Origin of the sequence: Streptomyces sp. JH002, from assembly GCF_050916115.1 — a bacterium.
GTDB classification, from domain to species: Bacteria; Actinomycetota; Actinomycetes; order Streptomycetales; family Streptomycetaceae; genus Streptomyces; species Streptomyces xiamenensis.
Genome location: NZ_CP087989.1, coordinates 1777001 through 1803896 on the forward strand (window position 1 = coordinate 1777001; position 26896 = coordinate 1803896).

The 26896-nt window shown below is 73.3% G+C and carries 21 protein-coding genes; 12 read left to right on the forward strand and 9 right to left on the reverse strand.

Annotated elements, in window-relative coordinates:
• The first annotated feature begins 67 nt into the window (after window positions 1-67).
• Window positions 68-937 carry a DUF3152 domain-containing protein gene (locus H7827_RS07620; RefSeq protein ID WP_432743662.1) on the forward strand — a complete coding sequence of 290 codons (870 nt, stop codon included), beginning with the start codon at window positions 68-70 and terminating at the stop codon, window positions 935-937.
• On the opposite strand, the gene H7827_RS07625 is transcribed toward H7827_RS07620, so the two are convergent.
• From H7827_RS07625 to H7827_RS07645, 5 genes are read right to left on the reverse strand one after another with little or no spacing between them, the layout of a single operon-like run.
• The gene (locus H7827_RS07625; protein WP_432747949.1) at window positions 897-2156 is read right to left on the reverse strand and encodes an L-histidine N(alpha)-methyltransferase; all 1260 of its coding nucleotides are present in this window, start codon (window positions 2154-2156) and stop codon (window positions 897-899) included. The genes H7827_RS07620 and H7827_RS07625 overlap by 41 nt on opposite strands.
• Entirely contained in the window at window positions 2156-3028 is an 873-nt protein-coding gene (egtC, locus tag H7827_RS07630; protein WP_432743664.1) for an ergothioneine biosynthesis protein EgtC, read from the reverse strand. Before egtC ends, H7827_RS07625 begins: the two co-directional genes overlap by 1 nt.
• A complete protein-coding gene (gene egtB / locus H7827_RS07635; RefSeq protein ID WP_432743666.1) occupies window positions 3028-4416 on the reverse strand; it encodes an ergothioneine biosynthesis protein EgtB in 1389 nt (462 codons plus the stop codon). Before egtB ends, egtC begins: the two co-directional genes overlap by 1 nt.
• A complete protein-coding gene (gene egtA, locus H7827_RS07640) occupies window positions 4413-5774 on the reverse strand; it encodes an ergothioneine biosynthesis glutamate--cysteine ligase EgtA (RefSeq protein ID WP_432743668.1) in 1362 nt (453 codons plus the stop codon). The genes egtB and egtA overlap by 4 nt, the downstream gene beginning before the upstream one ends.
• The gene (locus H7827_RS07645) at window positions 5771-6355 is read right to left on the reverse strand and encodes a DoxX family protein (protein ID WP_432743670.1); all 585 of its coding nucleotides are present in this window, start codon (window positions 6353-6355) and stop codon (window positions 5771-5773) included. Before H7827_RS07645 ends, egtA begins: the two co-directional genes overlap by 4 nt.
• Before the next feature lie 145 nt (window positions 6356-6500).
• Here H7827_RS07645 and H7827_RS07650 point away from each other — a divergent pair, with 145 nt between their 5' ends.
• Window positions 6501-7808 carry an alpha/beta fold hydrolase gene (locus tag H7827_RS07650; RefSeq protein WP_432743672.1) on the forward strand — a complete coding sequence of 436 codons (1308 nt, stop codon included), beginning with the start codon at window positions 6501-6503 and terminating at the stop codon, window positions 7806-7808.
• Window positions 7809-7818: 10 nt separating this feature from the next.
• Here the strand turns inward: H7827_RS07650 and polX are convergent, their stop codons facing one another.
• Window positions 7819-9552: a DNA polymerase/3'-5' exonuclease PolX gene (gene polX, locus H7827_RS07655; RefSeq protein ID WP_432743674.1), complete on the reverse strand. Its 1734-nt coding sequence runs from the start codon at window positions 9550-9552 to the stop codon at window positions 7819-7821.
• 83 nt (window positions 9553-9635) lie between these two features.
• Here polX and H7827_RS07660 point away from each other — a divergent pair, with 83 nt between their 5' ends.
• Window positions 9636-10814: a site-2 protease family protein gene (locus H7827_RS07660; protein WP_432743676.1), complete on the forward strand. Its 1179-nt coding sequence runs from the start codon at window positions 9636-9638 to the stop codon at window positions 10812-10814.
• Between the two features lie 167 nt (window positions 10815-10981).
• Window positions 10982-11704, forward strand: a complete 723-nt coding sequence (locus H7827_RS07665; RefSeq protein WP_386533123.1) for a TetR/AcrR family transcriptional regulator — start codon at window positions 10982-10984, stop codon at window positions 11702-11704.
• A 123-nt stretch (window positions 11705-11827) separates the two neighbouring features.
• Here the strand turns inward: H7827_RS07665 and H7827_RS07670 are convergent, their stop codons facing one another.
• The gene (locus H7827_RS07670) at window positions 11828-13111 is read right to left on the reverse strand and encodes a YeeE/YedE family protein (protein ID WP_030733498.1); all 1284 of its coding nucleotides are present in this window, start codon (window positions 13109-13111) and stop codon (window positions 11828-11830) included.
• Window positions 13112-13393: 282 nt separating this feature from the next.
• Between H7827_RS07670 and H7827_RS07675 the strand changes: the two genes are divergently transcribed.
• The 3 genes from H7827_RS07675 to H7827_RS07685 all read left to right on the forward strand — a co-directional run bounded on the left by H7827_RS07675 (window position 13394) and on the right by H7827_RS07685 (window position 15432).
• Window positions 13394-13927 carry a CHAP domain-containing protein gene (locus tag H7827_RS07675; protein WP_432743678.1) on the forward strand — a complete coding sequence of 178 codons (534 nt, stop codon included), beginning with the start codon at window positions 13394-13396 and terminating at the stop codon, window positions 13925-13927.
• Between the two features lie 31 nt (window positions 13928-13958).
• Window positions 13959-14231 carry a hypothetical protein gene (locus H7827_RS07680; RefSeq protein WP_390121457.1) on the forward strand — a complete coding sequence of 91 codons (273 nt, stop codon included), beginning with the start codon at window positions 13959-13961 and terminating at the stop codon, window positions 14229-14231.
• 76 nt (window positions 14232-14307) lie between these two features.
• A complete protein-coding gene (locus H7827_RS07685; protein ID WP_432743681.1) occupies window positions 14308-15432 on the forward strand; it encodes an NlpC/P60 family protein in 1125 nt (374 codons plus the stop codon).
• Window positions 15433-15624: 192 nt separating this feature from the next.
• Here H7827_RS07685 and H7827_RS07690 read toward each other — a convergent pair whose 3' ends face one another.
• Together H7827_RS07690 and H7827_RS07695 are read right to left on the reverse strand one after the other, a co-directional pair.
• Window positions 15625-16089, reverse strand: coding sequence for a roadblock/LC7 domain-containing protein (locus H7827_RS07690; RefSeq protein ID WP_030733490.1), 465 nt, complete (start codon window positions 16087-16089; stop codon window positions 15625-15627).
• Window positions 16086-18503 (reverse strand): sensor histidine kinase, encoded by a 2418-nt coding sequence (locus H7827_RS07695; protein WP_432743683.1) that lies wholly within the window; start codon window positions 18501-18503, stop codon window positions 16086-16088. The genes H7827_RS07690 and H7827_RS07695 overlap by 4 nt, the downstream gene beginning before the upstream one ends.
• Window positions 18504-18827: 324 nt before the next feature.
• Between H7827_RS07695 and H7827_RS07700 the strand changes: the two genes are divergently transcribed.
• From H7827_RS07700 to H7827_RS07720, 5 genes are all read left to right on the forward strand, one after another.
• Window positions 18828-19625: a protein phosphatase 2C domain-containing protein gene (locus tag H7827_RS07700; protein WP_432743685.1), complete on the forward strand. Its 798-nt coding sequence runs from the start codon at window positions 18828-18830 to the stop codon at window positions 19623-19625.
• 184 nt (window positions 19626-19809) lie between these two features.
• A complete protein-coding gene (locus H7827_RS07705; RefSeq protein WP_432743687.1) occupies window positions 19810-20523 on the forward strand; it encodes a spermidine synthase in 714 nt (237 codons plus the stop codon).
• Window positions 20524-20643: 120 nt separating this feature from the next.
• Complete coding sequence (locus H7827_RS07710) at window positions 20644-21516, forward strand: response regulator transcription factor (protein WP_030733483.1); 873 nt, start codon at window positions 20644-20646, stop codon at window positions 21514-21516.
• Between the two features lie 4 nt (window positions 21517-21520).
• Window positions 21521-22606: a sensor histidine kinase gene (locus tag H7827_RS07715; RefSeq protein ID WP_432743689.1), complete on the forward strand. Its 1086-nt coding sequence runs from the start codon at window positions 21521-21523 to the stop codon at window positions 22604-22606.
• Window positions 22607-22907: 301 nt separating this feature from the next.
• Window positions 22908-26660 (forward strand): multifunctional oxoglutarate decarboxylase/oxoglutarate dehydrogenase thiamine pyrophosphate-binding subunit/dihydrolipoyllysine-residue succinyltransferase subunit, encoded by a 3753-nt coding sequence (locus H7827_RS07720; protein ID WP_432743691.1) that lies wholly within the window; start codon window positions 22908-22910, stop codon window positions 26658-26660.
• Window positions 26661-26896 lie beyond the last annotated feature (236 nt).

Here is a 26896-nt window from a genome sequence, read left to right on the forward strand (position 1 = left end):
CAACGGGCAGTCGACAAAGAAGAGTATCGGTGACGGCTCGTCGACCGAGGGACGGTGAACGCCCCCCATGAAATCCCCTCAGCGCAGACTGCGGATCGGCTGGTTCCTGGGTGCCTCGGCGGCCTCGGCGGTGATATTCCTCGCCCTCGCCGGACCGTCCGCGGGACTGCTGCCCGAGGAGACGCACGGTGCGAAGAACGGCACCGGGGACCGTACCGTCGAGGCGTCCGCGCCCCGGCCCGGCCCCCAGGGCGGCGCCACCCCCGCCCCCGGGGGGCAGGAGCGCACCGGGCGGGAGGACGCCCGGGAGCAGGGTGCCGACGGGGCCGGGTACGAGGACCTGCTGGAGACGGTCATCGAGATCGACCCGGAGCTGACCGGTTCCGGCCGGCTGGACCCGGTGCCCGGCAGCGATCCGGCGGCCGAGCCGGAGGCGACCCGGGTCTACCGCTACCGGGTCGATGTGGAGCGGGGTCTGCCGGTGGACCCGGAGTTCTTCGCCGAGGTCGTGCACCGCACCCTCAACGACCCGCGCAGCTGGGGCAACGACGGGCAGCGCGGCTTCGCCCGGATCTCCGCCGGCTCCCCGGACTTCGTCATCACCCTGGCCAGCCCGGGGACGACCGCCGAGTGGTGCGCCAAGGTCGGCCTGGACACCTGGGAGGACAACGTCTCCTGCGACGTGGCCTACACCGAGCGCGTGATGATCAACGCGTGGCGGTTCGCCCAGGGCTCCAAGACCTTCGGCGAGGACATCGCCGGCTACCGCCACATGGTCATCAACCACGAGGTCGGTCACCGTCTCGGCCACGGCCACCACATCTGCACGAAGGAAGGCGCGCTCGCCCCGGTGATGATGCAGCAGACGAAGACCCTGACCACCCCCGGCACCGGGGTCAGCTGCCGTCCGAACCCGTGGCCGAACCCGGGGAAGTGACCAGCAGCATCGCGAACCGGTCCTGCGGATCGGTCCACCAGTGGTCCACCGCGAGGCCCGCCGCCAGCAGCTCCTCGGTGAGGGTGGCCCGGCGGAACTTGGTGGAGATCTCCGTACGCGTCTCCTCGCCCCGGCCGAAGTCCACCGTCATGCCCAGCGCCGGGATCCTGACCGTCTGGGAGAAGCGGGACCACAGCCGCATCTCCATCCGCTCCTCCTCCTCGTTCCACACCGCGCGGTGGTCGAAGTCGTTGAGGTCGAAGTCCGCCCCCAGCTCCCGGTTGAGGACCCGCAGCACGTTCTTGTTGAACTCCATGGTGACGCCCTGCTCGTCGTTGTAGGCGCGGCGCATCGTGGCCGGTTCCTTCACCAGGTCCACGCCGAGCAGCAGGGCGTCGTCCGGGCGCATCAGAGCACGCAGTTCGGCGTAGAAGGCGGCGCGGCGGGCCGGGTCGAAGTTGCCCAGGGTGCTGCCGAGGAAGGCGATCAGCCGGGGGCCCGGCAGCTCGGGAAGCACCAGACCGGTGTCGAAGTCGGCGACGGTGGCGTGCACCCGCAGCTCCGGGTAGTCCCGGCACAGTGCGTCGCCCGCCTCCTGCAGGGCGCTCTCGCTCACATCGATGGGGGCGTACAGCTCCAGCGTCCCGGCGGGCACCGCCGGGGAGTCGGTCGCCGGCGGGGCGGGCGCCCCGTTCCCGGCGCCGTCGTCGGCGCCCGGCACGTCCGCGGTCATGGTGTCGGTGCCCGGGGCGGCCGGCTCCGCGCCCCGCCCCTCCACCGCGCGCCCCTCCCCGGCCAGGCCCTTGCGGCGTTTCCTCCCGCCCCGCCCCATGGCCCGCGGCAGCCCCAGGGCCACGTCCATGGCCGTGCCCAGGTGCGGCCCCGCCGGGCCCGCCGCGGCCACCCCGCTCAGCGCGTCCACCAGCATCCGGGTCTTGCGCGAGGAACCCGAACCCAGCTCCACCAGGACACGGGCCGCGGTGAGTTCGGCGATCTCGGCGGCGCGGGCCCGCAGGATCTGCCGCTCCGCCCGGGTCAGGTAGTACTCGGGCAGCCGGGTGATGCGGTCGAAGAGTTTGCTGCCCCGTTCGTCGTAGAACCACTTGGGCGGCAGCGTCTTGGGCGTGCCGGACAGGCCACCGCGTACGTCCTCGGCCAGCGAGGTGGCCCGGTGGTCGGCGGGCAGCAGGTTCTCCAGGGTGAAGCGCGGGGTCTCCATCACGGGTTCGTCCCTTCCACGGTGAGCAACGGTTCGGGTGCCGGGGTGTGGGCGCCGGAGCGGGCACGGCCCCGGCCGGGGCCGGCGGCGGGCCCGGGCGGCAGCGGGGCGCTGCGCACCCCGGCACGGGTCGCCAGCACCAGCGAGCCCTCCGGGATCTCCCGCCAGTCCCCCGCTCCCCCGCTGGTCAGCCCGGGGGTGGGTTCGGAGGCGACCAGCACCCGGCCCGGGGTCTGCGCGTACCACAGCGAATCGCCGTGCCGGGTGGCGATGACGGTGTCCCCGTCGGTGAGCAGCAGGTTCAGCCGGGCGGCGGGACGTACGGCGGCGACAGCCGTCACCAGCTGGGCCACCGCGTCCACCGGCGGCCGGCCGGCGTTCAGGGCGCGCGCCAGCAGGGTCCACAGCAGGGCGGAGTCGCAGCGCCCGGCCCCGGCGAGCAGATCGGCGGAGGTGATCGCACCGGCGGCCGGGCCCAGATCCTGGGGCAGCCGCTCCCAGGCGTCGACGGCCCCGTTGTGGGAGAACAGCCAGCGGCCCGAGCGGTACGGGGCGGTCACCGCCTCGTCGGGGCTGCTGCCGGGGGTGGCCGAGCGCACGGCGGCCAGCACGGCGGTGCTGGAGATGGCGGCGGTCAGTTCGGGCAGGTTGCGGTCGTTCCAGATCGGCAGGGCCCGCCGGTAACGGGCCGGCTCGCCGCCGTCGTGCGGATCGCCCGGGTACCAGCCGATGCCGAACCCGTCGGCGTTGACCGTGCCGTGCAGCTGCTTGCGCGGCGCCCAGGACTGCTCGTACAGGCTGCCCGGCGGGGCGGTGAGCAGCTCGGCCAGGGAGATCGGGGCGATGCCCAGGTAGGCGAGGTGGCGGCACATCAGGGTCTCCCCTCGTCGGCGGGCGCGGCGTCCCGGCAGGTGCGGAAGCCGGCGAAGATCTGCCGGCGGACCGGGTGGTCCCAGTTGCGGAAGGTGCTGCGGCAGGCCACCGGGTCGGTGGCGAAGGAACCGCCGCGCAGCACCTTGTAGGCGCTCGCCGCGCCGGGCGCGGGGAAGAACACCTCGCTGTACTCGCGGTACGGGAAGGCCGCGAACCCCGGGTACGGCGTGAAGTCGGAGGCCGTCCACTCCCACACGTCGCCCAGCAGCTGGCGCGCCCCGCTGGGTGCCGCGCCCGCCGGGTACGACCCGGCCGGGGCGGGCTGGAGATGGCGCTGCCCGAGCCCGGCCTGATCCGGCTCGGGGCCGTCGTCGCCCCACGGGTAGCGGGTGCCGCGCCCGGTGGCCGGATCGTGCCGGGCGGCCTTCTCCCACTCGGCCTCGGTGGGCAGCCGGCGGCCGGCCCAGCGGGCGTACGCGTCGGCCTCGTACCAGCACACGTGCAGCACCGGCTGCTCGGGCGGTACCGGCTCCACGCGGCCGAAGCGGCGCCGGTACCAGGACCCCGACGCGCCGTCCCGCCGCCAGAACCGGGGCGCCTCCAGCCCTTCGCGCCGCCGGTGCTCCCAGCCGTCGGGGTGCCACCAGCGGGCGTCGTGGTAGCCGCCCTCCTCGATGAACCGCTGGTAGGCGGCGTTGGTGACGGGCACGGTGTCGAGCCAGAAGGGCGGCAGTTCGACGGTGTGGGCGGGGCGCTCGTTGTCCAGCGCCCAGGGGTCGGTGCTGGTGCCCATGGTGAACGGCCCGCCGGGCACCAGGACCTCGGCCGGCAGGGTCGCGGCGTCGGAGGGGGCCGGCGGGGGCGGCGGCGCGTCCAGGACGGGCGGGCCCGAGCGCAGCTGATGGGTGGCGAGCATGGTCTCGTCGTGCTGCTGCTCGTGCTGGGCGACCATTCCGAAGACGAAGCCGCGGCGCAGCAGCGGGTCCTGCTCCTGGTCCGCGTCGCGCCCGGAGGTGGCGTCCAGCACCTCCAGGGCCTGTTCGCGGACCTCGCCCAGGTAGCGGCGGGCCCGGTCGGGGCGCAGCAGCGGCAGGGCGGGCCGGTCGGCGCGCGGATGCCGGAACGCGTCGTACAGGTCATCGAGGTCCGGGCGCAGCGCCGGGCGGCCACCGGCCCGGCGCACCAGCCAGATCTCCTCCTGGTTGCCGATGTGCGCCAGGTCCCAGCCCAGCGGCGACATCAGCGGCGAGTGCTGGGCCATGAGCTCGTCGTCGTCCAGGCAGTCGGTGAGTGCGAGGGTGCGGCGCCGGGCGGCTTCCAGGACGGCCTGCGGGGCGAGGATGTCGGCGTCGTGCGCGCGGTCGCGGGGCAGTGTGTACTCGCTCATGGCCGGAACCGCCCCTCGATGGGCGGATCGGCCGGGCGGTCGGCCTGGTGGGTGGCGTGGTGCCGGTGGACGCGGCGGTCGGGTCCGGCGGCCGTCCGGTCGGGGTCGGGATGGTCGTCGGCGGGGCACCGGCCGCGCCGCGTGTAGCGGTCGGCGAAGTCGGCGAGCACGCGGCGCAGGCCGGCGGCGTGCGGATCGCGGGCCAGGGCCCGGTCGGCGGCGGCGAAGCAGGCGCGGGCGGCGCGGCCGAGTTCCGGGTCGGCGGGGCCGCGCTGGGCGGCGCGCAGCCATACGGCGGCCGGCGGGTGCGGACGGCCGCCGGTCAGCGGCTCGGTGGCGGCGTACGCGGCCTCGGCGGCGACGGGGTCGTCCATGAGCACGGCGGCCAGGACGAGCGGGACCACCCAGCGGTCGCCGCTCTGCGCGTCCACCATGCGCAGTTCCAGCCAGCCGCGCGGGCGGACCGGCGGGAACAGGGTGCTGAGGTGGTAGTCGAGGTCGTCCGCGCGCGGCCGGTGCTCGCCGAGCGCGCCGCGCAGCCAGGAGCGGAACGTCACGCCGCCCGGCGCGTCCCAGCCGGCGGGCGGGGTGCGGCGTACGCACATCAGCTGCGCGTCCAGCGCGTAGCGGGTCCACACGGCGCGGGGGTCGGCGTCGGTGGGGTGGTTGTCCGGCGGGCGGGTCCTGGTGGGGTCCATCCGGGCCCACACCGCCTGCCGGGTCGACACCCAGCCGGTGCGGCGGCCGCGCCACAGCGGGGAGTTGGCGAACGCGGCGAGCAGCACCGGGCCCAGCCGGTGGGCCAGCCGCCAGCGGTAGCGGTAGCCGGCCGGGCCGGTGGACTCGTCCCCGGCGTCGAGGTTGATCTGGACGGAGGCGGTGGCCCGCATCATCAGCCGGCCCCACGGGCCGACCCGGTCGAAGTAGGACTCCATGGCGCCGTAGCGGGGGTCGTGCAGCACCCGGGGCGGGTCGCGGAAGGGCTCCAGGCCCAGGCCGCCGGTGGTCAGGCCCTCGCCGGCCAGGGCGGAGCGCAGCGCGGTCAGATCGGTGGCGGTGGCGCGCACCGCCTCGATGAGGGAGGCGGCGGGCGGGGTGGACAGTTCGACCTGGCCGCCGGGCTCGCGGGTGAGCCGGCTGCCGCCGGGCAGCGCGGTGGACCCGGGCTGCTCCAGCGCGGCGAGCGCGGCGTCGACGCGGCGGGCGGGGACGACGCGGCGCGGCTCGATGCGGTCGTGGACGAGCCACTCCAGTTCGACGCCGACGCGTCCGGGCGGGCCGGTGGTGAAGCAGGCGCCGCCGATGCGGGCCTCGGCGTCGGCCTCCCGCAGGGGGACGGCGGCGGGTGCGGTGGTCATGACGTCTGCCCTTCGTCCTGGTGCGGGTGCTGATGCGGGTGCCGGTCCTGGCCTTGGTCCTGGCGCAGATCCCTCCGCTGGAGAACGGCGGCACGCCGGCGCAGCACCGCGCAGGTGGCGGCCGTCGTCCCGAGAAAGGCGAGGGCGGCCAGCCGGGGCCGGTTCAGGCGGTGGCCGGTGAGATGGTCGGCGGAGTACCGGCCGGGCCCGGAGACCCCGAGCGCGGCGGCGGCCCAGCCGAGGAACGCGGGGAACTCGTAGCCGCCCGCCAGTGCGAAGAACCCGGCCGGCGCGTGCACGGCCGCGGCCCCCGCCATCGCCCCGGCGGCCACCGCTCCGGCGACGGGCGTGGCCAGGCCGGCCGCGAGCAGCGTGCCGCTGACCACCTGGCCGCCCCCGGCCACCAGCGCGCTGGGGCGGCCGGGGCGGAACCCCATCCGTTCCATGCCGACGGAACTGGCGGCGAGACCGGGCCCGCCGAACCAGCCGAACACGATCTGCGCCCCGTGTGCGAAGAGCACCCCGCCGGTTCCGGCCCGGAGGACCAGCAGCCCGGCGTCCTGCCGCCGCGAACGCCCCATTCCCACTCCTTGTCTGACAAACCCCTCGCTCAGTCTCGGCGCCGCGACCGCTCAGCGCCGCCGTAGCTGACCCATCCGGGCGGGGTGTGCGGAACGGGGGCCGAAGTGGTGCCATGGAAGGGGGGAGCGCGAGGAGGTGTGAGCCATGACGTTCGTGAACCGGCTCGACGCGGGACGGCGGCTGGCCGCCGCCGTGGCCCATCTGCGGGGCGAGGACATGGTCGTCATCGGACTGTCCCGGGGTGGAGTGCCGGTCGCCGCCGAGGTCGCCAAGGCCCTGTGGGCGCCACTGGACGTGGGGGTGGTGCGCAAGCTGGGGGTGCCGTTCCAGCCGGAGGTCGCCATGGGGGCCATCGGGGAGGACGGTGCCCGGGTCATCAACGACCAGGTGATCCGCGGCGCGCACATCACCGACCGTGAGCTGGCGGACGTGGAACGTACGGAGCGCGTCGAGCTGGAACGGCGGGCCGGCACCTACCGGGGCGGAGCGCGGCGGCTGTCACTGCGCGGCCGGACGGCCCTGGTCGTGGACGACGGCATGGCCACCGGGGCCACCGCCCGCGCGGCGTGCCGCTCGGCGCGGGAGCGCGGGGCGGCGCGGGTGGTGCTCGCGGTGCCGGTGGCGCCGCCGGACTGGACGAGCCGGGTGGGGCGCGACGCGGACGAGATGATCTGCCCGGAGACCCCGGTGGACTTCGCGGCGGTCGGGCAGTTCTACGAGGACTTCGCGCCGACGACGGACCGGGAGGTCATCGCGTGCCTGCGGCACGCCCGTCCGGAGCCGGGGGGCATCCCGGTGGAGGACCTGGCGGGCGGACAGCGCACGTTGAAGGGTGAACTGCTGGTCCCGGTGGGCGCCACCGGGGTGGTGATGTTCGTGCACGGCAGCGGCAGCAGCCGGCTCAGCCCGCGCAACCGCATGGTCGCCGAGGCCATGCGGCAGGCAGGCTTCGGGACCCTGCTGTTCGACCTGCTGACGGGCGAGGAGGAGTCCGACCGCGCGAACGTCTTCGACACCCGGCTGCTGGCCCGCCGGTTGCGCGAGGCGACCGATTGGCTGCGGGAACGCCATCCGGAGCTGCCGATCGGCTACTTCGGCGCCAGCACCGGCGCGGCGGCGGCGCTGTGGGCGGCGGCGGAACGGGACGACGACGCGATCGCGGCCGTGGTCTCGCGCGGCGGGCGCCCGGACCTGGCGGGGCCGCGCCTGTCGGCCGTCAGGGCACCGACACTGCTGATCGTCGGCGGGCGGGACGAGACAGTGATCGAACTGAACCGCCGGGCGCAGGAACGGTTGCGCTGCGAGACCCGCCTGACGGTCGTCCCCGGGGCGACCCACCTCTTCGAGGAACCCGGCGCCCTGTCGGAGGTCGCGGAACTCGCCCGTGACTGGTTCCTGGCCCACCTCCCAGCGGCGGCGGGCGGCAGCGGCACGGCGGAAGAGGCCGCCTAGCCGTCCTGACCTAGCCGCGCCGTTTGCGGGCCAGAAAAGCCTTCAGACGCTGCCACGTCCAGGTGTTGATCACGTCGTCCGGGGTCAGCCAGCCGCGCTGGGCGGTGCCCACGCCGTAGCGGGTGTGCGACAGGTGGGTGGTGGAGTGGGCGTCGCTGTCGATGGCGAAGACCGCTCCGTAGTGCTTGGCCCGCAGGATGTGCTCGTCGTTCAGGTCCAGGCGGTGCGGGTGGGAGTTGATCTCCAGCGCCGTCCCGGTGCGGGCGCAGGCCTCGAAGACCGCGTCCAGGTCGGCGTCGATGGGCGGCCGGCGGCCGATCTGGCGGGTCGTCGGGTGGCCGATGATGTTGATGTACGGGTTCTCGCACGCCCGGATCAGCCGCCGCGTCTGCGCCGCGCGGTCCAGCGTGAAGTGCGAGTGGATCGAGGCCACGCACAGGTCGAAGTCCGCCAGGAACTCCCCCGGCCAGTCCACTTCGCCGTCCGGGTCGATGTTGAGTTCCGTGCCGTGCAGCAGCCGCAGCTTCCGGTGGCGGGCGGCCAGCGCGCGCAGCTCTTCGCGCTGCCGCAGGATCTTCTCGTCCGTCATCCGCTGCATGTACAGCTTGGGTGCGTGGTCCGTCACCGCGTAGTACGTGTAGCCGCGCCCCGCCGCCGCGTCGACCATGTCCGCCAGGGAGGACAGCCCGTCCGTCAGGTCGGTGTGGGTGTGCAGATCACCGCGCAGGTCCGCCTCGGTGACCAGGTCCGGCAGTTCGCCGCGCAGCCCCGCCGCGACCTCGCCCCGATCCTCGCGCAGGGTGGGCGGAATCCAGGGGAGGCCGAGCGCCGCGTAGATCTCCTCCTCGGTCCCGGCGGCCTTTCTGCGCCCCGACTTCGCGTGGAACAGGCCGTACTCCGAGAGCTTCAGCCCTTTGCGAACGGCGATTTCCCGGGTCCTGATGTTGTGGGCCTGCGAACCGGTGAAGTATTGCAGCCCGGCGCCCCAGGAATCGGGGGGCAGTACACGCAGATCGAGTTGCAGGCCCTTCACCGTACGGACCGATGTCTTCTTCTCGCCGTGCGCGATCACCTCGGCCGTGTGCGGCAGGGCGATGAACGCGTCCATGACCGCGGCGGGTTCCTCCGAGGCGACCAGGATGTCGATGTCGCCGATGGTTTCCCGCATCCGCCGCAGCGAGCCCGCGTACACGCACCGCCGCGGGTCACAGCCGGTCGCCTCGCGCAGCGCGGTCACCGTCTCCTCGGCTATGTCCGTCGCCGCGCTCAGCAGGATGCGGTCCCCGGCCTGCTGCATGAGTTCCACGCCGTGCAGGATGTTGTCCTGCGTCTTGCGGCCGAAGCCCTTCAGGTCCCGCAACCGGTCCTGCCGGATGGCCCCCACCAGTGCGTCGATCGAGGAGATGCCCAGTTCCTCGTAGAGCAGCATGGCCTTCTTCGGGCCCAGGGTGGGGATGGTGATGAGTTCGCGGACTCCGCCGGGGATGGTGGCGCGGCGTTCGTCCACCGTTTTCATGTGGCCGGTGCGCAGATATTCCTCGACCTTGTCGGCGATGGACTTACCGACACCGGGAATCTCCCGCAGCCCTTTTCCGTCCAGGCGCGAGATGTCCGTGTGGTAGCCGCCGATGGCGCGCGCCGCCTTTTCGTAGGCGCGTGCCTTGAACGCGTCTCCGCCGGTGATGGCGAGCAGGTCGGCGTACTCGTCGAGCAGCGCCTCGACCTCCTCATTGGGCCGGGCCACATTTCCGAGTCTAGGCAGGCGCGTGGGTTTTCGCAGTGCGGGTACCCGGCCGCTTCCTGACCGGGTACGGAAGGAGGCAGGCCGTGCGGGCGACCTTCCCGCTGGGGCGGATTCTCGGGATCAGGGTCGGAGTGCACTGGAGTGTGGTGCTGATCTTCGCCCTGATCGCGTTCGGGCTCGCGGCCGGGCGGCTGCCGCAGACCCACCCCGGGCACGCGTGGCCCCTGTACACGCTGATCGGCCTCGTCACCGCCGTGGTCTTCTTCGCCTCGCTGCTCGCGCACGAGCTTGCGCACGCGGTGGTGGCCCGGCGCAACGGGGTCGCGGTCGACGACATCGTGCTGTGGCTGCTGGGCGGGGCCACCCGGATCCGTACGGAGGCGCCGAATCCCGGCGCCGATCTGCGGATCGCCGGGGTCGGGCCGCTGGTGAGCCTGATCCTGGGCGGGGTGTTCGCGCTGCTGGCGTGGCTGCTGTACGCCGTGTCCGGGTCGGGTCCGGTGGTGGAGGGCGTGGTCTGGCTGGCGGCGATCAACATCCTGCTCGCGGTCTTCAACGCCATCCCGGCCGCCCCGCTGGACGGCGGGCGGCTGCTGCGGGCGTTCTTGTGGCGGCGCGGCGGGGACCGGCTGCGGGCGACGGAGGGCGCGGCACGGGCCGGGCAGGTCTTCGGCTGGCTGCTGGTGGCGTTCGGCCTGGGCTCCTTCCTGTTCACGACCTACTTCGGCGGGCTGTGGCTGGCGCTGATCGGCTGGTTCCTGGTGATGGCCGCCTCGGCGGAGGGCCGTCAGGCGCGGCTGCGGGAGGTGCTGGCGGGCGTGCCGGTGCGGCAGACGATGTCACGCGAACCGGTGACCGTACCGGCCGGGATGCGGGTGTCGGAGTTCCTGTCGGATGTGCTGATGCGCTCGCGCCACTCGGCCTTCCCGGTGGTGGAGGTGGTGCCGGAGGGCGGGCCCGGCCGGCCGGTGGGTCTGGTGACCCTGGAGCAGGCGGGTCAGGTGCCGGCGCGGGACCGGGAGTCCACGACGATGGCGGAGATCATGCAGTCGATGGAGGACACCCAGGTGGTGGGGCCCGCTGAGCCGATCTCCGAGGTGCTGCCCCGGATGGAGAACGGTGCCGCGCGGCGGATCGTGGTGGTCGACGACGGCGTGGTGGTGGGGATGCTGTCGCCGTCGGACGTGAGCCGCATGGTGCGGATACTCACGTCGCAGCAGCAGTCGGCGCCCGGCGGGTGGGGGCAGGGGCCGGGCGGCTGACCCGCCGGGACGAGAAACCCGCCGGTCAGAGATGGGAGCGCTTCCATTCCTGGCGCCCCCTCAGGTCGCCGCCGGGCGCGGGCATGTCACGAGAGAGGGTCCCCCGGCTGCGCCGGGGATCGGAACCGGGGCCCCTGACACCCTTTCAGCGGACTACTCTTCAGGTTATGAACAGCCGCCCCGCCCTCACCGGACCGGCCTATCGCAGACTCAGCGTCGAGGAGCGTCATGCACAGCTGATCGCCAGCGCCCAGCGGCTGTTCGCCCGCAACCTGCCCGAGGACGTCTCGCTGGACGACGTGGCCCGGGAGGCCGGCGTCTCCCGGCCGCTGGTCTACCGCTACTTCCCCGGCGGCAAGCAGCAGTTGTACGAGGCGGCCCTGCGCAACGCCGCCGAGCAGTTGGAGGAGTCCTTCGCCGTACCGCAGGAGGGGCCGCTCAGCCGGCGGCTCGGGCAGGGCCTGGACCGCTATCTGGCCTTCGTCGACCAGCACGACGAGGGCTTCGTCGCGCTGCTCAAGGGCGGCAGCGTGGTGCGCACCTCCCGCACCTCCGCGATCGTGGACCGGGTACGGCTGGCCGCCGCCCGGCAGTTACTCCTGCACATGCAGGTGGCCGAGCCGGGGCCGCGGCTGCTGATGGTGGTGCGCACCTGGATCACCACGGTGGAAGCGGCCTCGCTGATCTGGCTGGACGAGGACAAGGAGCCCGAGCTCGATGAGCTGCGGGACTGGCTGATGGACCAGTTCGTGGCCCAGTTGCTGGTGACCGCCGGCCGGGACGAGCAGACCGCGGGCGTGCTGCGCGGGGCCGCCGCGCTGGAGCCGCCGGGCGGCCAGCTGGAAGGGCTCATCGAGCGGACGTTCAGCGTCATGTCGCCCAGCGGCTGAGACCGGGAGACCGGTCGAGGGGGGCGGCGCGGCGAGGGGCCGGACGCCACCCCCACGGGTCGGGTGCGAGGTCGGGACGGGGAGCGGATCCGGAGCCGGAACGGCCCCGGGGGCGGTCCCGGTTCAGCAGACGCTGTCCTTGGGCCGGGGGTTGGCCAGCCCGAACACCGGCCGCAGCTTCAGCCCGGCCCAGGTGCCCAGCAGGGCGACCGCGCCCCAGATCCAGCCGTGCAGACTGCCGGAGGCGATGCCCGCCAGGTAGGCACCGATGTTGCAGCCGCCGGCCAGCCGGGCGCCGATGCCCATCAGGATGCCGCCGAGCACCGCTGCCAGCGCCGTCCGGGCGGGTATCCCCCGGTGCAGGGCCCAGGTGCCGCCGAGCGCCGCCGCCACACCGGCGCCGAGCATGATGCCGATGTCGGTGAGGCTGTTCTTGTCGGCGAGCACCGGATTGCCGTACGTGCCCTGCTGCTGCCAGAAGCTCCAGTTCTCCGGGCTCCCGCCGAGCGCACCGACGATCTTGGAGCCCCACAGCGCGAAGGCGCTGGTGATGCCCCAGGCGCCGCCCGAGACCAGCAGCACTCCGGCACCCAGCACCGCCAGCACCAGGGCGCCGGCCGCCAGCGGCCACGAGCCGCGCACCGTACGGGCCAGGCCCCTGGAGGTGGGCACCACGCCCACCGGCGGCGGGTTGCGGCGGGCCTGGACGAACCGGGTGAGGGCCACGATCGCGCCGAGCGCGGCGAGCGTGATGGCCCACGATCCGAGCCAGCCGACGTGGTCGGAGAGCAGCACCGCGTCGTAGGCGGGCAGGTCGCGCCACAGGTCGAACTGCCAGGCGGCGAGGGTGGAGCCGACGATGAAGCCGCCCAGGGTGAGCACGATGGAGGACTGTCCCGAGCCGACCGCGAACAGCGTGCCGGAGGCGCAGGCGCCGCCCAGTTGCATGCCGATGGCGAAGACGAACGAGCCGATCAGCAGCCCGAGCCCGATCTTCCCGGCGGACGGCGCGGGCACCGAGCCGAACAGCCCGGTGCCGGTGCCGATGATGACCGCGAACAGGGTGGCGGTGGTGCCCAGCAGCAGCGCGTGGGCCCGCAGCCCCGCGCCGTTGCCGACCGCCACCAGCTGGCGCCAGGCGGAGGTGAAGCCGAACCGGGAGTGGAAGAGGGCGAAGCCCAGGCCCAGACCGAGCAGCAGCAGGACGCCCTGCTGGGCGCCGTGCTCGGACCACACGTAGGCGGTGAGGGCGGCGCCGATGACGCCGAAGGCGGCCAGCGGGCCGCGGCGCACCGACGGGGCCTCGGGGGCGGGCGGCGTGGGCAGGGAGGTGGGGGCGGGGGTGAGCCAGGTGGTGGCGGGGAGGGTCCGCGGTCCGGGTTCGGCCTCGGGCGGGGCGGTGGTCACAGTGATCTCCGGGTCGTACGGGGCGCCCGCGCCGCCGTGCGACGGCGGCGGTGCGAGGGGGAGGCGGGGCGCGAAAGGAGCGGCGGGGAGTGCGCGGGAGCCGGGAAAGGCGTCAGCGGCTACACAGACGGTCGTCAACGCACCAGGCCGAGTTCGCGAACAGCGCGAGGCGCAGTTTGCGGGCGGGTGCGGACATACGGACGAGGGTAGGCTTCGGCGCCCGCTCAGGGGAAGGGGTGGTGACGGTCATCACCTCGCACGGAAAGGAGCTGGTCACCCTCTATGCGCAAGCCCCGTACGGTCCGCCGCCGGATGGTGGCGACCCTCCTCGCGGTCACGGCGTTCACCTCCGCCGGTGTCACCGCCCTCCCCGCCACCACCGCGATGGCGGCATCCGCCACCGCATCGGCCGCCACCCTGGCAGATTCCTTCGGCTATCCGTGGCGGGGCGACAACCCCCGCAGTACGGACGGGCACGGCTACTACCGGGCGTCCTGCGTCTCGTTCACGGCCTGGGCGATACGGTCGGACGGCCTGGCGCGCCGGGCCTCGCCCGACTTCCTGGGCGACGCGGGCGACTGGACGGCGCCGCGCACCACGGCCACGCCCCGGGTGGGGGATGTCGCGCAGTGGGCGGCGCACCACGCCGGGGCCGGCCCGGCGGGGCATGTCGCCTATGTGACGGCGGTGCACGCGAACGGCACGGTCGAGGTGCACGAGTACAACTGGCGCAGCTCGTTCAACAACCAGCAGCCGAACCGGCTGAACATCCGCACCATCCCGGCCTCCGAGCCCACCCGCTATCTGCGGTTCTGAGCCGGGACGGCCGGCTGGGAGACTGGCCGGTGTGAAGAGCGAGGAGACCGCGTTCGTCGGTGGGCCCCTGGACGGCCGTACGCTGCCCGTGCTGCTGGGGCCCACCGGCAAACCGCCGAAGACGTACGAGGTGCCGGTGCCGGACGCGGACGGCGGGCCGACCGTGGTGCACGTCTACCGGCTGGAGGCCGCCGGGTACACCAAGCGGCTGCGGGTGCCGCGCGGCTGGATGTACGTGTACGACCCCGAGGGCCGTCCGTCCGGCGGCCCGCGCTGGCCGTGGCGGCGCCGCTCCGCCTCCTGACGTACCGTAGCCACCCGCTCACTCATCCGGACCTGTCCGGCGGGCCGCGCCCGCGTCGGCGGCCGATGATCGGGCCATGACGCTCAGGTCCCGGCCGCTGTTCTCCCTGGTGCTCGCCGTCCTCACCCTGGCCGCCCCGGTCGCCCGCGCCGAACCGGTGGACGCCGGTCCGCCGAGTGTGAGCGCGCTGCTGGCGGAGCTGCGCACGCTGTACGAGCGGGCCGGCGCGGCCACCGAGGCGTACAACGCGACGGAGGAGCGGCTGCGCGACCAGAGCGAACGGGTCGCGGAGCTGTCCCACGAACTGGCGGACACCCGTACGGAGCTGGCCGCCACGCATGAGGCGATCGGAGCGCTCGCCCGCGAGCAGTACCGGGGCGGTGGCCTGGTGCTCCCCGCCCACCTGCGGCTGCTGCTGGGCGCCGACCCGGAGCGTGAGCTGGCGGGCGCGGCCACCGTGGCCCGGGCGGCGGATCAGGCGGCGGCGACGCTGGAGCGGCTGGAGAACGGCGAGCGGCACGAGGGCGCGCTGGCCGGCGAGGCGCGGGCGGCGCTGGACGCCCAGCAGGCGCTCGCCCAGGAGCGGGAGCGGCAGCGGGACGAGGTGACGGAGCGTCTCGACGAGGTGGAGGCGCTGCTGGTGGGGCTCTCGGGTGACGAGCTGTCCGAACTGGCGGCGCTGGAGCGCGCCGAGACGCAGCGCGCCCAGGAGCGGCTGCTGGCCGGTGGCACGCTGGGCGAGGATCTGGGGCGGGCGCCGTCCGCCCAGGGGGCGAAGGCGCTGGAGTACGCGATCGGGCAGCTCGGCAAGCCGTACGAGTGGGGCGCGCAGGGCCCGGATTCCTTCGACTGCTCGGGGCTGACCATGCAGGCGTGGACGCTGGGGGCGGGGTTGGGCATTCCGCGCACCTCGCAGCAGCAGTGGGAGGAGCTGGAGCGGGTGGAGCTGGACGCGCTGCGGCCCGGTGATCTGGTGGTGTACTTCGAGGACGCCACCCATGTGGGGCTGTACGCGGGGGACGGCATGGTGATCCACGCGCCGCGGCCGGGGGCCGAGGTGAAGGTGTCGCCGCTGGCGGCCAATCCGCCGCTGGGCGCGGTGCGTCCGGATCCGGGGGCGCAGCCGTTGTCGTCGTGGACGCCGCCGCACCTGCCCGCGTGGGCGAGCGAGGGTGCGGACAGCGGCTACGACCACGCGTGAGGCGCTTCGGGTGACCGTTGCTCGGGCCCGACCGGGCGGGGAGACCGGCCGGGGTGCCGGCCGCCCCGGGCCCGCCGGGGCCCGGGGTGATGGCGGTCCACCGGGCCGCGCGGGCCCAAAGCCGGGTACGGCCCGCCCCTCGTGGGGCGCGGGCCGCCCGTGCGGCCGGCCCTGCCGGGGCCCTTCGCCGGTTTACCTGGCCGTGGTGCCCGGGGCCGTGCCCGCGCGGAGTTCGGCGCGCAGCTGGGGGGTGAGCAGGTGGCCGGCGCGGCCCACGAAACGGGCCATGTGGTAGGTCACCATGCTGATGTCGGCGTCCGGTGCCGCGTAGACGCCGAGCAGCGAGCCGTCGCTGATGGACATCACCACCAGGCTGCCGCCCGCCATCGCGACCAGGGTCTGCCGTACCTCACCACCCTCCATGAGGGAGGCGGCGCCACGGGTGAGGCTGCCGAGTCCGGAGACCACGGTGGCGAGATCGGCGGTGGCGCCGTACGGGCCGGCGTAGCCGCTGCGTGCCGCCGCGTCGGGCTGGCTGGACAGCAGCGGCAGGCCGTCGGCCGAGACCACGGCCACCGAGCGCATGCCCGGCACCTCTTCGACCAGCCGCGTCAGCAGCCAGCGCAGATCGCTCATCGGGGTTGTCGGGGTTGTCATGCGGGACCGTCCTCCTCCGCGGCGGCATCCCGGTGCCCGGCGCGGGCGCCGCGCTGGAAGCCGCCGAGCCGCCGCCGTAGTTCCTCGGCGTCCGTGCCCCGGCTGGGCGTGAGATCCGGCGTTTCGGACGCCGGCAAGGAGCCTACGGGGGTGACACCTCGGGTGCGCACCGGCAGGCCGTTCTCTGTCTTCTCCGGGGTCCAGGAAGCAGCTCCCGGGGCGGCCGAGTCCGGCGCCCTGGTGTGCTCCTGGTGGCTGGGGTGAGTGGGGGGAGCGGGCGCGACCGCCGGGGCGTCGCGCTGGGCGGGAACCGGGGCGACGGGACCGGCCGGCGCGGCCGGGGCCGTCGACGGATCGGCGGGGGCGACCGTGGGGATCGCCTGGGTGCCGGCCACCGCGGGGGTGGCACCGGTGCCGTCGACCGGCGCGTAGCCGGTGGGGGTGGACTCCACCAGCGCGGCCGGGACGATGACCTCGGCGACCGTGCCGCCGCCGGGGCGGGCGTGCAGCCAGCAGCCGAGCCCGTGCCGGGCGGCGAGCCGCGCGACCGTGTACAGGCCCATGCCGATGCCGGGGCCGAGGTCGGCGCCGGCCGGCGGGGTGGTGGAGTCACCGAGGCGGGCGTTGAGTTCGGCGATGCGCTGCTCGGACAGGCCGGGGCCCTCGTCCTCGACGTGCAGGGTGAGCACCTGGCCGGCGCCGGGGCACCAGCCGGTGAGCCGGACCCGGGCCCCGGAGGGCGAGAAGGCGGTGGCGTTGTCGAGCAGTTCGGCCAGCAGGTGGCTGAGGTCGCGGGCGGCGACGCCCAGGATACGGACGGCCGGGGGCGGGGTGGTCTCGACCACCTCGTACCGCTCTATCTCGCTGACCGCCGCCCGCAGGACGTCGATCAGCGGCATCGGCTCGGTCGGCATGACGGCGGGCTCGGCGCCGGCCAGCAGCAGCAGGTTCTCGCCGTGCCGCCTGACCCGGGCGGCCAGGTGGTCCAGGGAGAACAGGACGGCCAGCTGGTCGGGGTCCGTCTCGTGCTCCTCCAGGCCCTCCAGGACCGAGAGCTGTTCGCTGACGAGGATGAGGATGCGTTCGGCGTGGTCGGCGAACATGCCGTGCACGGCGCCGTGCAGCTGGTGCAGCTGGGCGCCGAGCTCCTGCTGTTCGGCGAGGAGCCGGTCGCGTTCGGCGCGCAGTCCGCCGCTGTCGCGCGACGCCTCCAGGGCCCGCTGGTGCAGGTCGAGGGCGCGGGAGTGCAGCGCGTTGACGGCGGCCACGACCTCGGCGAACTCGTCGTTGCGCCCGGTGTACTTGACCGGTTCCTGGGTGGTGGGGTCGGCGGCGACCCGGCTGCTCCCCAGGCGTACGGCGGCCAGCGGGCGGGTGAGCGAGCGCGCGGTCTGCACGGAGACGGCGAGGACCAGGGTGAAGGCGACCAGCACCACACCGGACTTGATCTGCAGGGCCATCAGCTCGCTGTCGCGGGCCTTGGCGAGCCGGGCGGTGTGTTCGGCGCTGAGGTCGGCGAGCACGGTGCGCTGGGCGTCGGTGCGGGCGGCGAGGGTGTCGTGGATCTCGACGCGGTCCAGGGCGCGGTCGGTGGCGGTGAAGCCGCTGCCGGCGGCCAGGACGGCGAGGTACTCCTCGGCGGCGGCGATCTCGTCGCCGGCGACGGTCTCGGCGTAGGCGTCACGGGCGCTGGGCCCGGCCAGCGCGGTGAAGTCGGCGAGGGCGGCCTCCTCGCGGGCCCGGGCGGTGTGGATGAGGCGGGCCAGTTCGGCCTGTTCGCCCTCCTCGACCAGGGCGGCGAGCAGCAGACCGCGGGTGGCGGCGGAGGAGTCGACGGCCCGGATCAGGTCGGAGAGCGCGTCGGCGGTGGGGTCGGCGGCGTCGGGCGGGGTGGCGCGGGCCGTGTCCCGGGTGAGGTCCTCCAGGGCGGCGATCATCACGGTGTAGCCGGCGTTGATGTCCAGCGGGGTGGCGTCTCCGGCCTCCGCCGCCTCGCGCAGCACGGTGAGGTCGGTGAGCGCGTCGCGGGCGCCGGTGGGGAGTGCGGCGCGCAGCTCGGTGATCTTGCGGTCGGCGCGGGCCCGGTTCTCCGGGGTGAGGGCCGCGTCCAGGGGCTGCCGGCTGCCGCTGACGGCGGCGGCGGCGACCGCCGCGGTGAGGGTGTCGCGCTCGTCGGCCAGGGTGTGGGCGAGGGCGAGGGCGCGTTCGGCGACGTCGGTCTCCTCGGCCAGCCGCTGGGCGTCCTTGTAGTCGGTGCCGGCCGAGATGACGGTGGGGGCACCGGCTCCGAGCACGGCGATTCCGCTGAGGAAGACCCCTATGAGCAGCCTGCTGCGGACACGGCTGCCGCGCCGTCGGCGGTTGCCGCGGGGGGATGCCGGATCGGCGGGATCGCGCAGTGTCGTGTTCCGCACCTGTGCTCGCATTCTCATCCTGGCGTCCGGCGAGCGGCCGGCTGGGTGGTCCAGCGTGTCGGGGGGTACGCCGGCCCGCGTGGGGTCAGCACGACCTTGCCAGCGCTGACGGGGCGGTAAGGCGGCGTCCCTGAACCGGCCACCCGAAGGAGTGAACAACACCCGGGGTTGGTGGACAAGCTGAGGATAAGGCCCCATCAGGGCAACGCACGATTCGACTGGAATTCCGCCGGGGGTCCTGACACGATCTGTTGGAGCCAGGGTACTTAATGGTTCATCGCACCAGATGGGCCGACAAATCCCGGACCACGGACGGCTATTGCCATGTACATTCAGTCAGCATCCGAACCGGGTGATTCCGGCCGCCCCAATGAGGACTTCTGCGGAACGGCCCAGCCCGCCTCCGGGCACGGGGGAACGCTGGTACTGCTGGACGGGGTGACCCCTCCCCCGGGTGACGACGGCTGCGCGCACGGGGTGCCGTGGTTTGTCGCGCGGCTCGGCGGGGCATTGGCCGAGCTGTCCGGTTCACTGGCGGATGTCCCGCTTTCCGAGTGTCTGGCCCGGGCCATCACCCGTACCGCCGCCCTTCACCGCCGCACGTGTGAACTATCTCACCCACGCACCCCGCAGGCCACGGTGGTCTGTGCGCGCTGGTCGGCGCGCACCGTGGAATATCTGGTGCTGTGCGACTCCCCGCTGCTGATCAGGGGTCAGGACGGCGTGGTGCGGCCGGTGCTGGACGACCGGCTCGACCAGGTGCTGCGCGCCGCGCGCGAGGCGCCCGCCGGACGGCGGGCGGCCCGGATCGAGGGGCTGCGCAACGCGCCGGGCGGTTTCTTCACGGCCGCGGCCGACCCGGAGGTGGCGGCTCTGGCGGTGACCGGGGAGCTGCCCCGCTCGGAGGTGCGCGCGCTGGCGGCGCTCACCGACGGCGCGAGCCGCTGGACGGAGATCTTCCACCTGGGCGACTGGACCGCCCTGTTCGACACGCTGGAAAGGCACGGACCACGGGCACTGATCGGTCAGGTCCGAGCGGCCGAGCGGGCCGATCCCGCCGGAACCACCCACCCGCGGGGCAAGGCCCACGACGACGCCTCGGCGATCCTCGCCCTGCCCTGAGGATCCGGCCTCTCCCCCGGCTCCCCCGGCATCTCCCTTGCCCACGCCCCTTCCTCGCCGCACCGCCCGCACCGTCCGCACCGTCCGCACCGTCCGCACCGTCCGCACCGTCCGCGCTCGAGGACGCCCGCACCCCTCCAACGGGCCGCCCCGCCGCGCGGACCGCTGCGCAAGGATGGGGCTCATGACTGATCACCGCCACGACAGCCACGACGACCGGCCCCAGGTGCTGGACCGCCGGGTGGGCCCGTACGGCGAGGTGGTGCTGCGGCGGCACGGCGAGCTGTTCCAGATCATCGCCAACGGCACCTTCTTGATGGACACCTCGGACGGCCGCTCCGAACGCCTGCTGATCCGCGCCGCGCTCGCCGCCCTGGACACCACCCGCACCCCCGCACCCGCCCTGCTGATCGGCGGACTCGGCGTCGGCTTCTCCCTCGACGAAGCCGCCCGCTCACCCCGCTGGGGCTCGATCACCGTCGTCGAACGCGAGGCCGCCGTCATCGACTGGCACCGCGAGGGACCGCTGCGCCCGCTCACCGCGACCGCGCTCGCCGACCCCCGTACCGAACTGGTCCGCACCGACCTGCTGGACCACCTGCGCGCGACCCCCGGCCGCTACGACGCGCTGTGCCTGGACATCGACAACGGCCCGGACTGGACGGTCACCGAGGACAACGCGGGCCTCTACTCCGCCGCCGGACTCGCCGCCTGCCGCGCCGCCCTCACCCCCGGCGGCGTGCTGGTCATCTGGTCCGCCCAGCCCTCGCCCGCTTTTGAGCGGCACCTGTGTGATGCCGGATTCACGGCGGTAAGGACCGAAGAGGTGGCGGTTGCCCGAGGCGTCCCCGACGTGCTCTTTCTCGCCAGCCATCATTACGCCAGCCCATCCGCGTAGCCGCATGTCAGGTCCGGGCTCTACGCTGCACGTACTACCCAGCGTTTCACCTGAAGACAGCGACACCCATATGAGCGCCGGCACCAGCCGGCCGGCAACGGACCTTTCCGGGGGCGGAAGATGACCCAGACACACACCCGTACGGCCGACCGGACGACGACCGGTGAGCCGGCACACGAGGGCGGCACCCCCGAGCAGGACGAGCAGACCCACGAGCGCGCCGCCGGCCACACCGCCGCCACCGCCAGCACCCCCGGCGCCCAGCGCCGGGTCCTGGTGGTCGAGGACGATCCGACGATCGTGGAGGCGATCGCCGCCCGGCTGCGCGCCGAGGGCTTCCTGGTGCAGACGGCCGCCGATGGCCCCGCCGCCGTCGAGACCGCCGCCTCCTGGCATCCCGACCTGCTGGTCCTGGACGTCATGCTGCCCGGCTTCGACGGCCTGGAGGTCTGCCGCCGCGTGCAGTCCCAGCGCCCGGTGCCGGTGCTGATGCTCACCGCGCGCGACGACGAGACCGACATGCTGGTCGGCCTGGGCGTCGGCGCCGACGACTACATGACCAAGCCGTTCTCCATGCGCGAACTGGTCGCCCGCACCCATGTCCTGCTGCGCCGCGTGGAGCGGGCCACGGTCGCCGCCACCACCCCGCGCCCCGGCAGCGTGCGGCTGGGCGATCTGGAGATCGACCGCACGCAGCGCCGGGTCCGCGCGGCGGGCAAGGACGTGCACCTCACGCCCACCGAGTTCGACCTGCTCATGTGTCTGGCCCGCTCCCCCCGGGCGGTACTCACCCGCGAACAGCTGCTCGCCGAGGTCTGGGACTGGGCGGACGCCTCCGGCACCCGTACGGTGGACAGCCATGTCAAGGCACTCCGCAGAAAGATCGGAGCCGAGCGCATCCGTACCGTCCACGGTGTCGGGTACGCCCTGGAGACTCCCCCCGGATTCGCCGCGGAACCCACGGTCGCCCGGCAGGCGCCCGTCGAGGGCTGAGCCGGTGCCCGACCCGGCCTCCGCGCCCGGGATACCACTGACCCGCCGGGCCTGGTCGCTGCTGCGACCACTGGACCCGTACCGCTCGGTCAAGGCCGCCCTGGGCTGGCTGGTGATCGTCTCGGTCGGCATCACCACCGTGCTCATCCTGATGGCCTACCGCTCGGACATCGAGCTCCAGGTCATCGCGATCATCGCGATCATCGCCTCGCTGCTGGTCACCCAGTTCGTGGCGCACTCGCTGGCCGCGCCGTTGCTGGAGATGACGGCCGCCTCGCGGGCGATGGCGCGCGGCGACTACGGGCGGCGGGTGCACGTGGCGCGCCGCGACGAGCTGGGTGACCTCGCGGACGCCTTCAACCGGATGGCCGCCGACCTCCAGGCCGTGGACCGGCACCGCAAGGAGCTGGTCGCCAACGTCTCGCACGAGCTGCGCACCCCGATCGCGGGGCTGCGCGCCGTGCTGGAGAACGTGGTGGACGGCGTCTCGGAGGCCGATCCGCAGACCATGGCCACCGCGCTGCGGCAGACCGAGCGGCTCGGCCGGCTGGTGGAGCAGTTGCTGGACCTGTCCCGGCTGGAGAACGGGGTGGTGCCGCTGGCGGCGCGCTCCTTCCAGGTGGAGCCGTATCTGAACGCGGTGATGGACGGCGCGCACATGGCGATGGGCCGCGGCCACTCCCGCACGGATGTGCGGCTGCGGCTGGAGGTGGCGGCCGGGCTGCGGGCGCACGCCGACCCCGAGCGGCTGGATCAGGTGGTCACCAACCTGGTGGACAACGCGATCAAGCACAGCCCGCGCGACGGCACCGTCACCGTGCTGGCCGGGCCGGGGCAGCAGCCGGGCGGCCTGGTGCTGGAGGTGCTGGACGAGGGTCCCGGCATCCCGCCCGCGCAGCGCGATCTGGTCTTCGAACGGTTCGGCCGCGGCACCAACGGCGTCACTCAGCGTGACGGCGGTACGGGCCTGGGGCTGGCCATCGCGCGCTGGGCGGTGGATCTGCACGGCGGCACGATCGGTGTGGCCGAGTCCATACGCGGCTGCCGCATCCGGCTCACTCTCCCGGGTAATAGCCAGGTAAAGGGTTGACGTAGGCTCGCCCTGGGCGGAGCGGCCCGGACACCCATCGACCGCAGGTCGGGTGGGGTGGGGCGGCTCCGGTCGGAAAACGTCGGAGAACGGAGTCGCGCCGCGGCGGCAGCCGTCACTTTGTCGTTCCCGGATCGTGCCGAACTTGGTTCGATTCCCGCACAATCGAGTGCCGAAACCCGACCGGGAATGTGACGTACGCGACTGCTGGCCCCACAGGACTGCGGAGGAGGCCCTTTCAGGCGTAGCCTTGATTCCCGCTGTCCATTACCTTGCGAAGCGGAAGAGGGCGGTTGCCGCCGTGTCGCCACAGTCCACGGACACCTCGGGTGTCGAGACCGAACAAGCCGGATCTCAGAAGAGCCCTGCCGCCGGCTTCGGTGCCAACGAATGGCTCGTCGACGAGATCTATCAGCAGTACCTCCAGGACCCGAACTCAGTAGACCGGGCTTGGTGGGACTTCTTCGCCGACTACAAGCCGGGCCAGGCCAAGCAGACCGGGGACGGCTCGCCCGCCCCCGCCAAGGCCCCGCCGACGACCGCGGGTCAGGCCCCCGCGGCGCCCGCGGCTCCGGCCGCACCGGCACCGGCCGCTGCTCCGGCCCCGGCGGCACCCGCCGCCAAGCCGGCCGCCGCGGCTCCGGCGAAGGCACCGGCCAAGGCCCCGGCCAAGGAGGTGTCCGAGGGCCCCGAGCTGATCACACTGCGCGGTCCGGCCGCCGCGGTCGCGAAGAACATGAACGCCTCCCGCGACCTGCCGACCGCCACGTCGGTCCGTGCCGTCCCGGTGAAGCTGCTGTTCGACAACCGCATCGTCATCAACAACCACCTGAAGCGCGCGCGCGGCGGGAAGGTGTCCTTCACGCACCTCATCGGCTACGCCATGGTGCAGGCGCTGAAGGCGATGCCGTCCATGAACTACTCCTACGCGGAGAAGGACGGCAAGCCGACCCTCGTCAAGCCGGAGCACGTCAGCCTGGGCCTGGCCATCGACCTGGTCAAGCCCAACGGTGACCGGCAGCTGGTGGTGGCCGGCATCAAGAAGGCGGAGACGCTCACCTTCTTCGAGTTCTGGCAGGCGTACGAGGACATCGTGCGCCGCGCCCGCTCCGGGAAGCTGACGATGGAGGACTTCTCCGGCGTCACCGCCTCCCTGACCAACCCCGGCGGCATCGGCACCGTTCACTCGGTGCCGCGCCTGATGCCCGGCCAGGGCGTCATCCTGGGCGTCGGCGCGATGGAGTACCCGGCGGAGTTCCAGGGTTCCTCCCAGGCCACGCTCAACCGCCTGGGCATCTCCAAGGTGATGACCCTCACCAGCACCTACGACCACCGGGTCATCCAGGGCGCCGCCTCCGGTGAGTTCCTGCGCCAGATCTCGCAGTTGCTGCTCGGTCAGCACAACTTCTACGACGACATCTTCGAGGCGCTGCGGATCCCCTACGAACCGGTCCGCTGGCACCAGGACATCGACGTCAACCACGACGACGAAGTCACCAAGGCCGCCCGGGTGTTCGACCTGATCCACTCCTACCGGGTGCGCGGCCACCTCATGGCCGACACCGACCCGCTGGAGTACAAGCAGCGCAAGCACCCCGACCTGGACATCACCGAGCACGGCCTCACCCTGTGGGACCTGGAACGTGAGTTCGCGGTCGGCGGCTTCAACGGCAAGTCGATGATGACGCTGCGCGACATCCTCGGCGTGCTGCGCGACTCGTACTGCCGCACCACCGGCATCGAGTACATGCACATCCAGGATCCCAAGGAACGCAAGTGGATCCAGGACCGCGTCGAGCGCGGGCACACCCCGCCCGAGCGCGAGGAGCAGCTGCGCATCCTGCGCCGGCTGAACGCCTCCGAGGCGTTCGAGACGTTCCTGCAGACCAAGTACGTGGGCCAGAAGCGGTTCTCGCTGGAGGGCGGCGAGACCGTCATCCCGCTGCTCGACTCCGTGCTGGACGAGGCCGCCGCCGCGTCCCTGGACGAGGCCGTCATCGGCATGGCCCACCGCGGCCGGCTGAACGTGCTGGCCAACGTCGTCGGCAAGTCCTACGCGCAGATCTTCCGCGAGTTCGAGGGCAACCTCGACCCGAAGTCGATGCACGGCTCCGGCGACGTGAAGTACCACCTGGGCACCGAGGGCACCTTCACCGGCCTGTCCGGCGAGCAGATCACCGTGTCGCTGGCGGCCAACCCCTCCCACCTGGAGGCGGTCGACCCGATCGTCGAGGGTGTCGCGCGCGCCAAGCAGGACATCATCGGCAAGGGCGGCAAGGACTTCACCGTCCTGCCGATCCTCATCCACGGTGACGCGGCGTTCGCGGGCCAGGGTGTGGTCGCCGAGACGCTGAACATGTCGCAGCTGCGCGGCTACCGCACCGGCGGCACCGTGCACATCGTCATCAACAACCAGGTCGGGTACACGGCGACGGCCGCCGCCGCCCGTTCCTCGATGTACTGCACCGACGTGGCGCGGATGATCGAGGCCCCGATCTTCCACGTCAACGGTGATGACCCCGAGGCCGTGTGCCGCGTGGCGCGGCTGGCCTTCGAGTACCGGCAGGCGTTCAACAAGGACGTCGTCATCGACCTCGTCTGCTACCGGCGCCGCGGGCACAACGAGACGGACAACCCGTCCTTCACCCAGCCCCTGATGTACGACCTGATCGACAAGAAGCGTTCGGTGCGCAAGCTGTACACCGAATCGCTGATCGGCCGGGGCGACATCACCCTGGAGGAGGCCGAGCAGGCGCTCCAGGACTTCCAGGGCCAGCTGGAGAAGGTCTTCAAGGAGGTCCGCGAGGCCACCGGTTCGCCGGCCCCCGCCGAGGTCCCCGCCCCGCAGGCGGAGTTCCCGGTGGCGGTGGAGACGGCCGTCAGCTCCGAGGTCGTCAAGCGGATCGCCGAGTCGCAGGTCAACATCCCCGACCGGATCACCGTGCACCCGCGTCTGCTGCCGCAGATGCAGCGCCGCGCGGCGATGGTCGAGGAGGGGACGATCGACTGGGCGATGGGCGAACTGCTCGCGGTCGGCTCGCTGCTGATGGAGGGCACGACCGTCCGCCTGGCCGGCCAGGACTCGCGGCGCGGCACCTTCGGCCAGCGGCACGCGGTGCTGATCGACCGGAACACCGGCGAGGACTACACCCCGCTGCTGTACCTGAGCGAGGACCAGGCCCGGTTCAACGTCTACGACTCGCTGCTGAGCGAGTACGCGGCGATGGGCTTCGAGTACGGCTACTCGCTGGCCCGCCCGGACTCCCTGGTGATGTGGGAGGCGCAGTTCGGTGACTTCGTCAACGGCGCCTCGACCGTCGTGGACGAGTTCATCTCCTCGGCGGAGCAGAAGTGGGGCCAGACCTCCGGGGTCACCCTGCTGCTGCCGCACGGGTACGAGGGCCAGGGCCCGGACCACTCCTCGGCCCGCATCGAGCGGTTCCTCCAGCTGTGCGCGCAGAACAACATGACGGTCGCGGCGCCGACGCTGCCGTCGAACTACTTCCATCTGCTGCGCTGGCAGGTGCACAACCCGCACCACAAGCCGCTGGTCGTCTTCACCCCGAAGTCGATGCTGCGGCTGAAGGCGGCGGCCTCCAAGGCGGAGGAGTTCACCACCGGTGGCTTCCGGCCGCTGATCGGTGACGCGACGGTGGACCCGGACCAGGTGCGCAAGGTGGTGTTCTGCTCCGGCAAGGTCTACTACGACCTGGAGGCGGAGCGCACCAAGCGCGGGGTCACGGACACGGCGATCATCCGTCTGGAGCGGCTCTACCCGCTGCCGACGGACGAGATCCGCACCGAGATCGCCCGGTTCCGCAACGCGGCCACCTACGTGTGGGCGCAGGAGGAGCCGGCCAACCAGGGTGCGTGGCCGTTCATCGCGCTGAACCTGGTGGACCACCTCCAGCTCATCATCGGCTCGGACTCCGTGGCGGGCGCCGACCGGCTGCGGCGGGTGTCGCGTCCGGCGTCGTCCTCGCCCGCGGTGGGTTCGGCCAAGCGGCACCAGGTCGAGCAGCAGACCCTGCTGAACGAGGTGTTCGAGCTGTAGCAGCGGCTCGCCCGGCCCGGTGCCGGGCACGCGGACAGCGAGGCGGCGCCCGCCCCCTTCACGGGGGCGGGCGCCGCTTCGCTGTGTTGGGGTGACGGTAAGAACGCTGTCACCAGCCGCAAACGGCGGTGATCTTGCAAGGGTGCCGCTCGTGTGGGTGAGTCCGAGGCCGTACGGCTGCGGCGGCTGAAGCTCTGCGGGAACGATCGGCGATCGTGGCCCGTACTCCGCCGGCC

Bases quoted from the DNA above. Each gene is read 5' to 3' on its own strand.
- H7827_RS07690 (WP_030733490.1), bottom strand. From the start codon at position 16,089: ATGACAACCCCGACAACCCCGATGAGCGATCTGCGCTGGCTGCTGACG.
- H7827_RS07685 (WP_432743681.1), top strand. From the start codon at position 14,308: ATGACGCTCAGGTCCCGGCCGCTGTTCTCCCTGGTGCTCGCCGTCCTC.
- H7827_RS07645 (WP_432743670.1), bottom strand. From the start codon at position 6,355: ATGGGGCGTTCGCGGCGGCAGGACGCCGGGCTGCTGGTCCTCCGGGCC.
- H7827_RS07705 (WP_432743687.1), top strand. From the start codon at position 19,810: ATGACTGATCACCGCCACGACAGCCACGACGACCGGCCCCAGGTGCTG.
- H7827_RS07625 (WP_432747949.1), bottom strand. From the start codon at position 2,156: ATGGAGACCCCGCGCTTCACCCTGGAGAACCTGCTGCCCGCCGACCAC.
- H7827_RS07675 (WP_432743678.1), top strand. From the start codon at position 13,394: ATGCGCAAGCCCCGTACGGTCCGCCGCCGGATGGTGGCGACCCTCCTC.
- H7827_RS07700 (WP_432743685.1), top strand. From the start codon at position 18,828: ATGTACATTCAGTCAGCATCCGAACCGGGTGATTCCGGCCGCCCCAAT.
- H7827_RS07710 (WP_030733483.1), top strand. From the start codon at position 20,644: ATGACCCAGACACACACCCGTACGGCCGACCGGACGACGACCGGTGAG.
- H7827_RS07620 (WP_432743662.1), top strand. From the start codon at position 68: ATGAAATCCCCTCAGCGCAGACTGCGGATCGGCTGGTTCCTGGGTGCC.
- egtA (WP_432743668.1), bottom strand. From the start codon at position 5,774: ATGACCACCGCACCCGCCGCCGTCCCCCTGCGGGAGGCCGACGCCGAG.
- H7827_RS07665 (WP_386533123.1), top strand. From the start codon at position 10,982: ATGAACAGCCGCCCCGCCCTCACCGGACCGGCCTATCGCAGACTCAGC.
- H7827_RS07650 (WP_432743672.1), top strand. From the start codon at position 6,501: ATGACGTTCGTGAACCGGCTCGACGCGGGACGGCGGCTGGCCGCCGCC.
- egtC (WP_432743664.1), bottom strand. From the start codon at position 3,028: ATGTGCCGCCACCTCGCCTACCTGGGCATCGCCCCGATCTCCCTGGCC.
- egtB (WP_432743666.1), bottom strand. From the start codon at position 4,416: ATGAGCGAGTACACACTGCCCCGCGACCGCGCGCACGACGCCGACATC.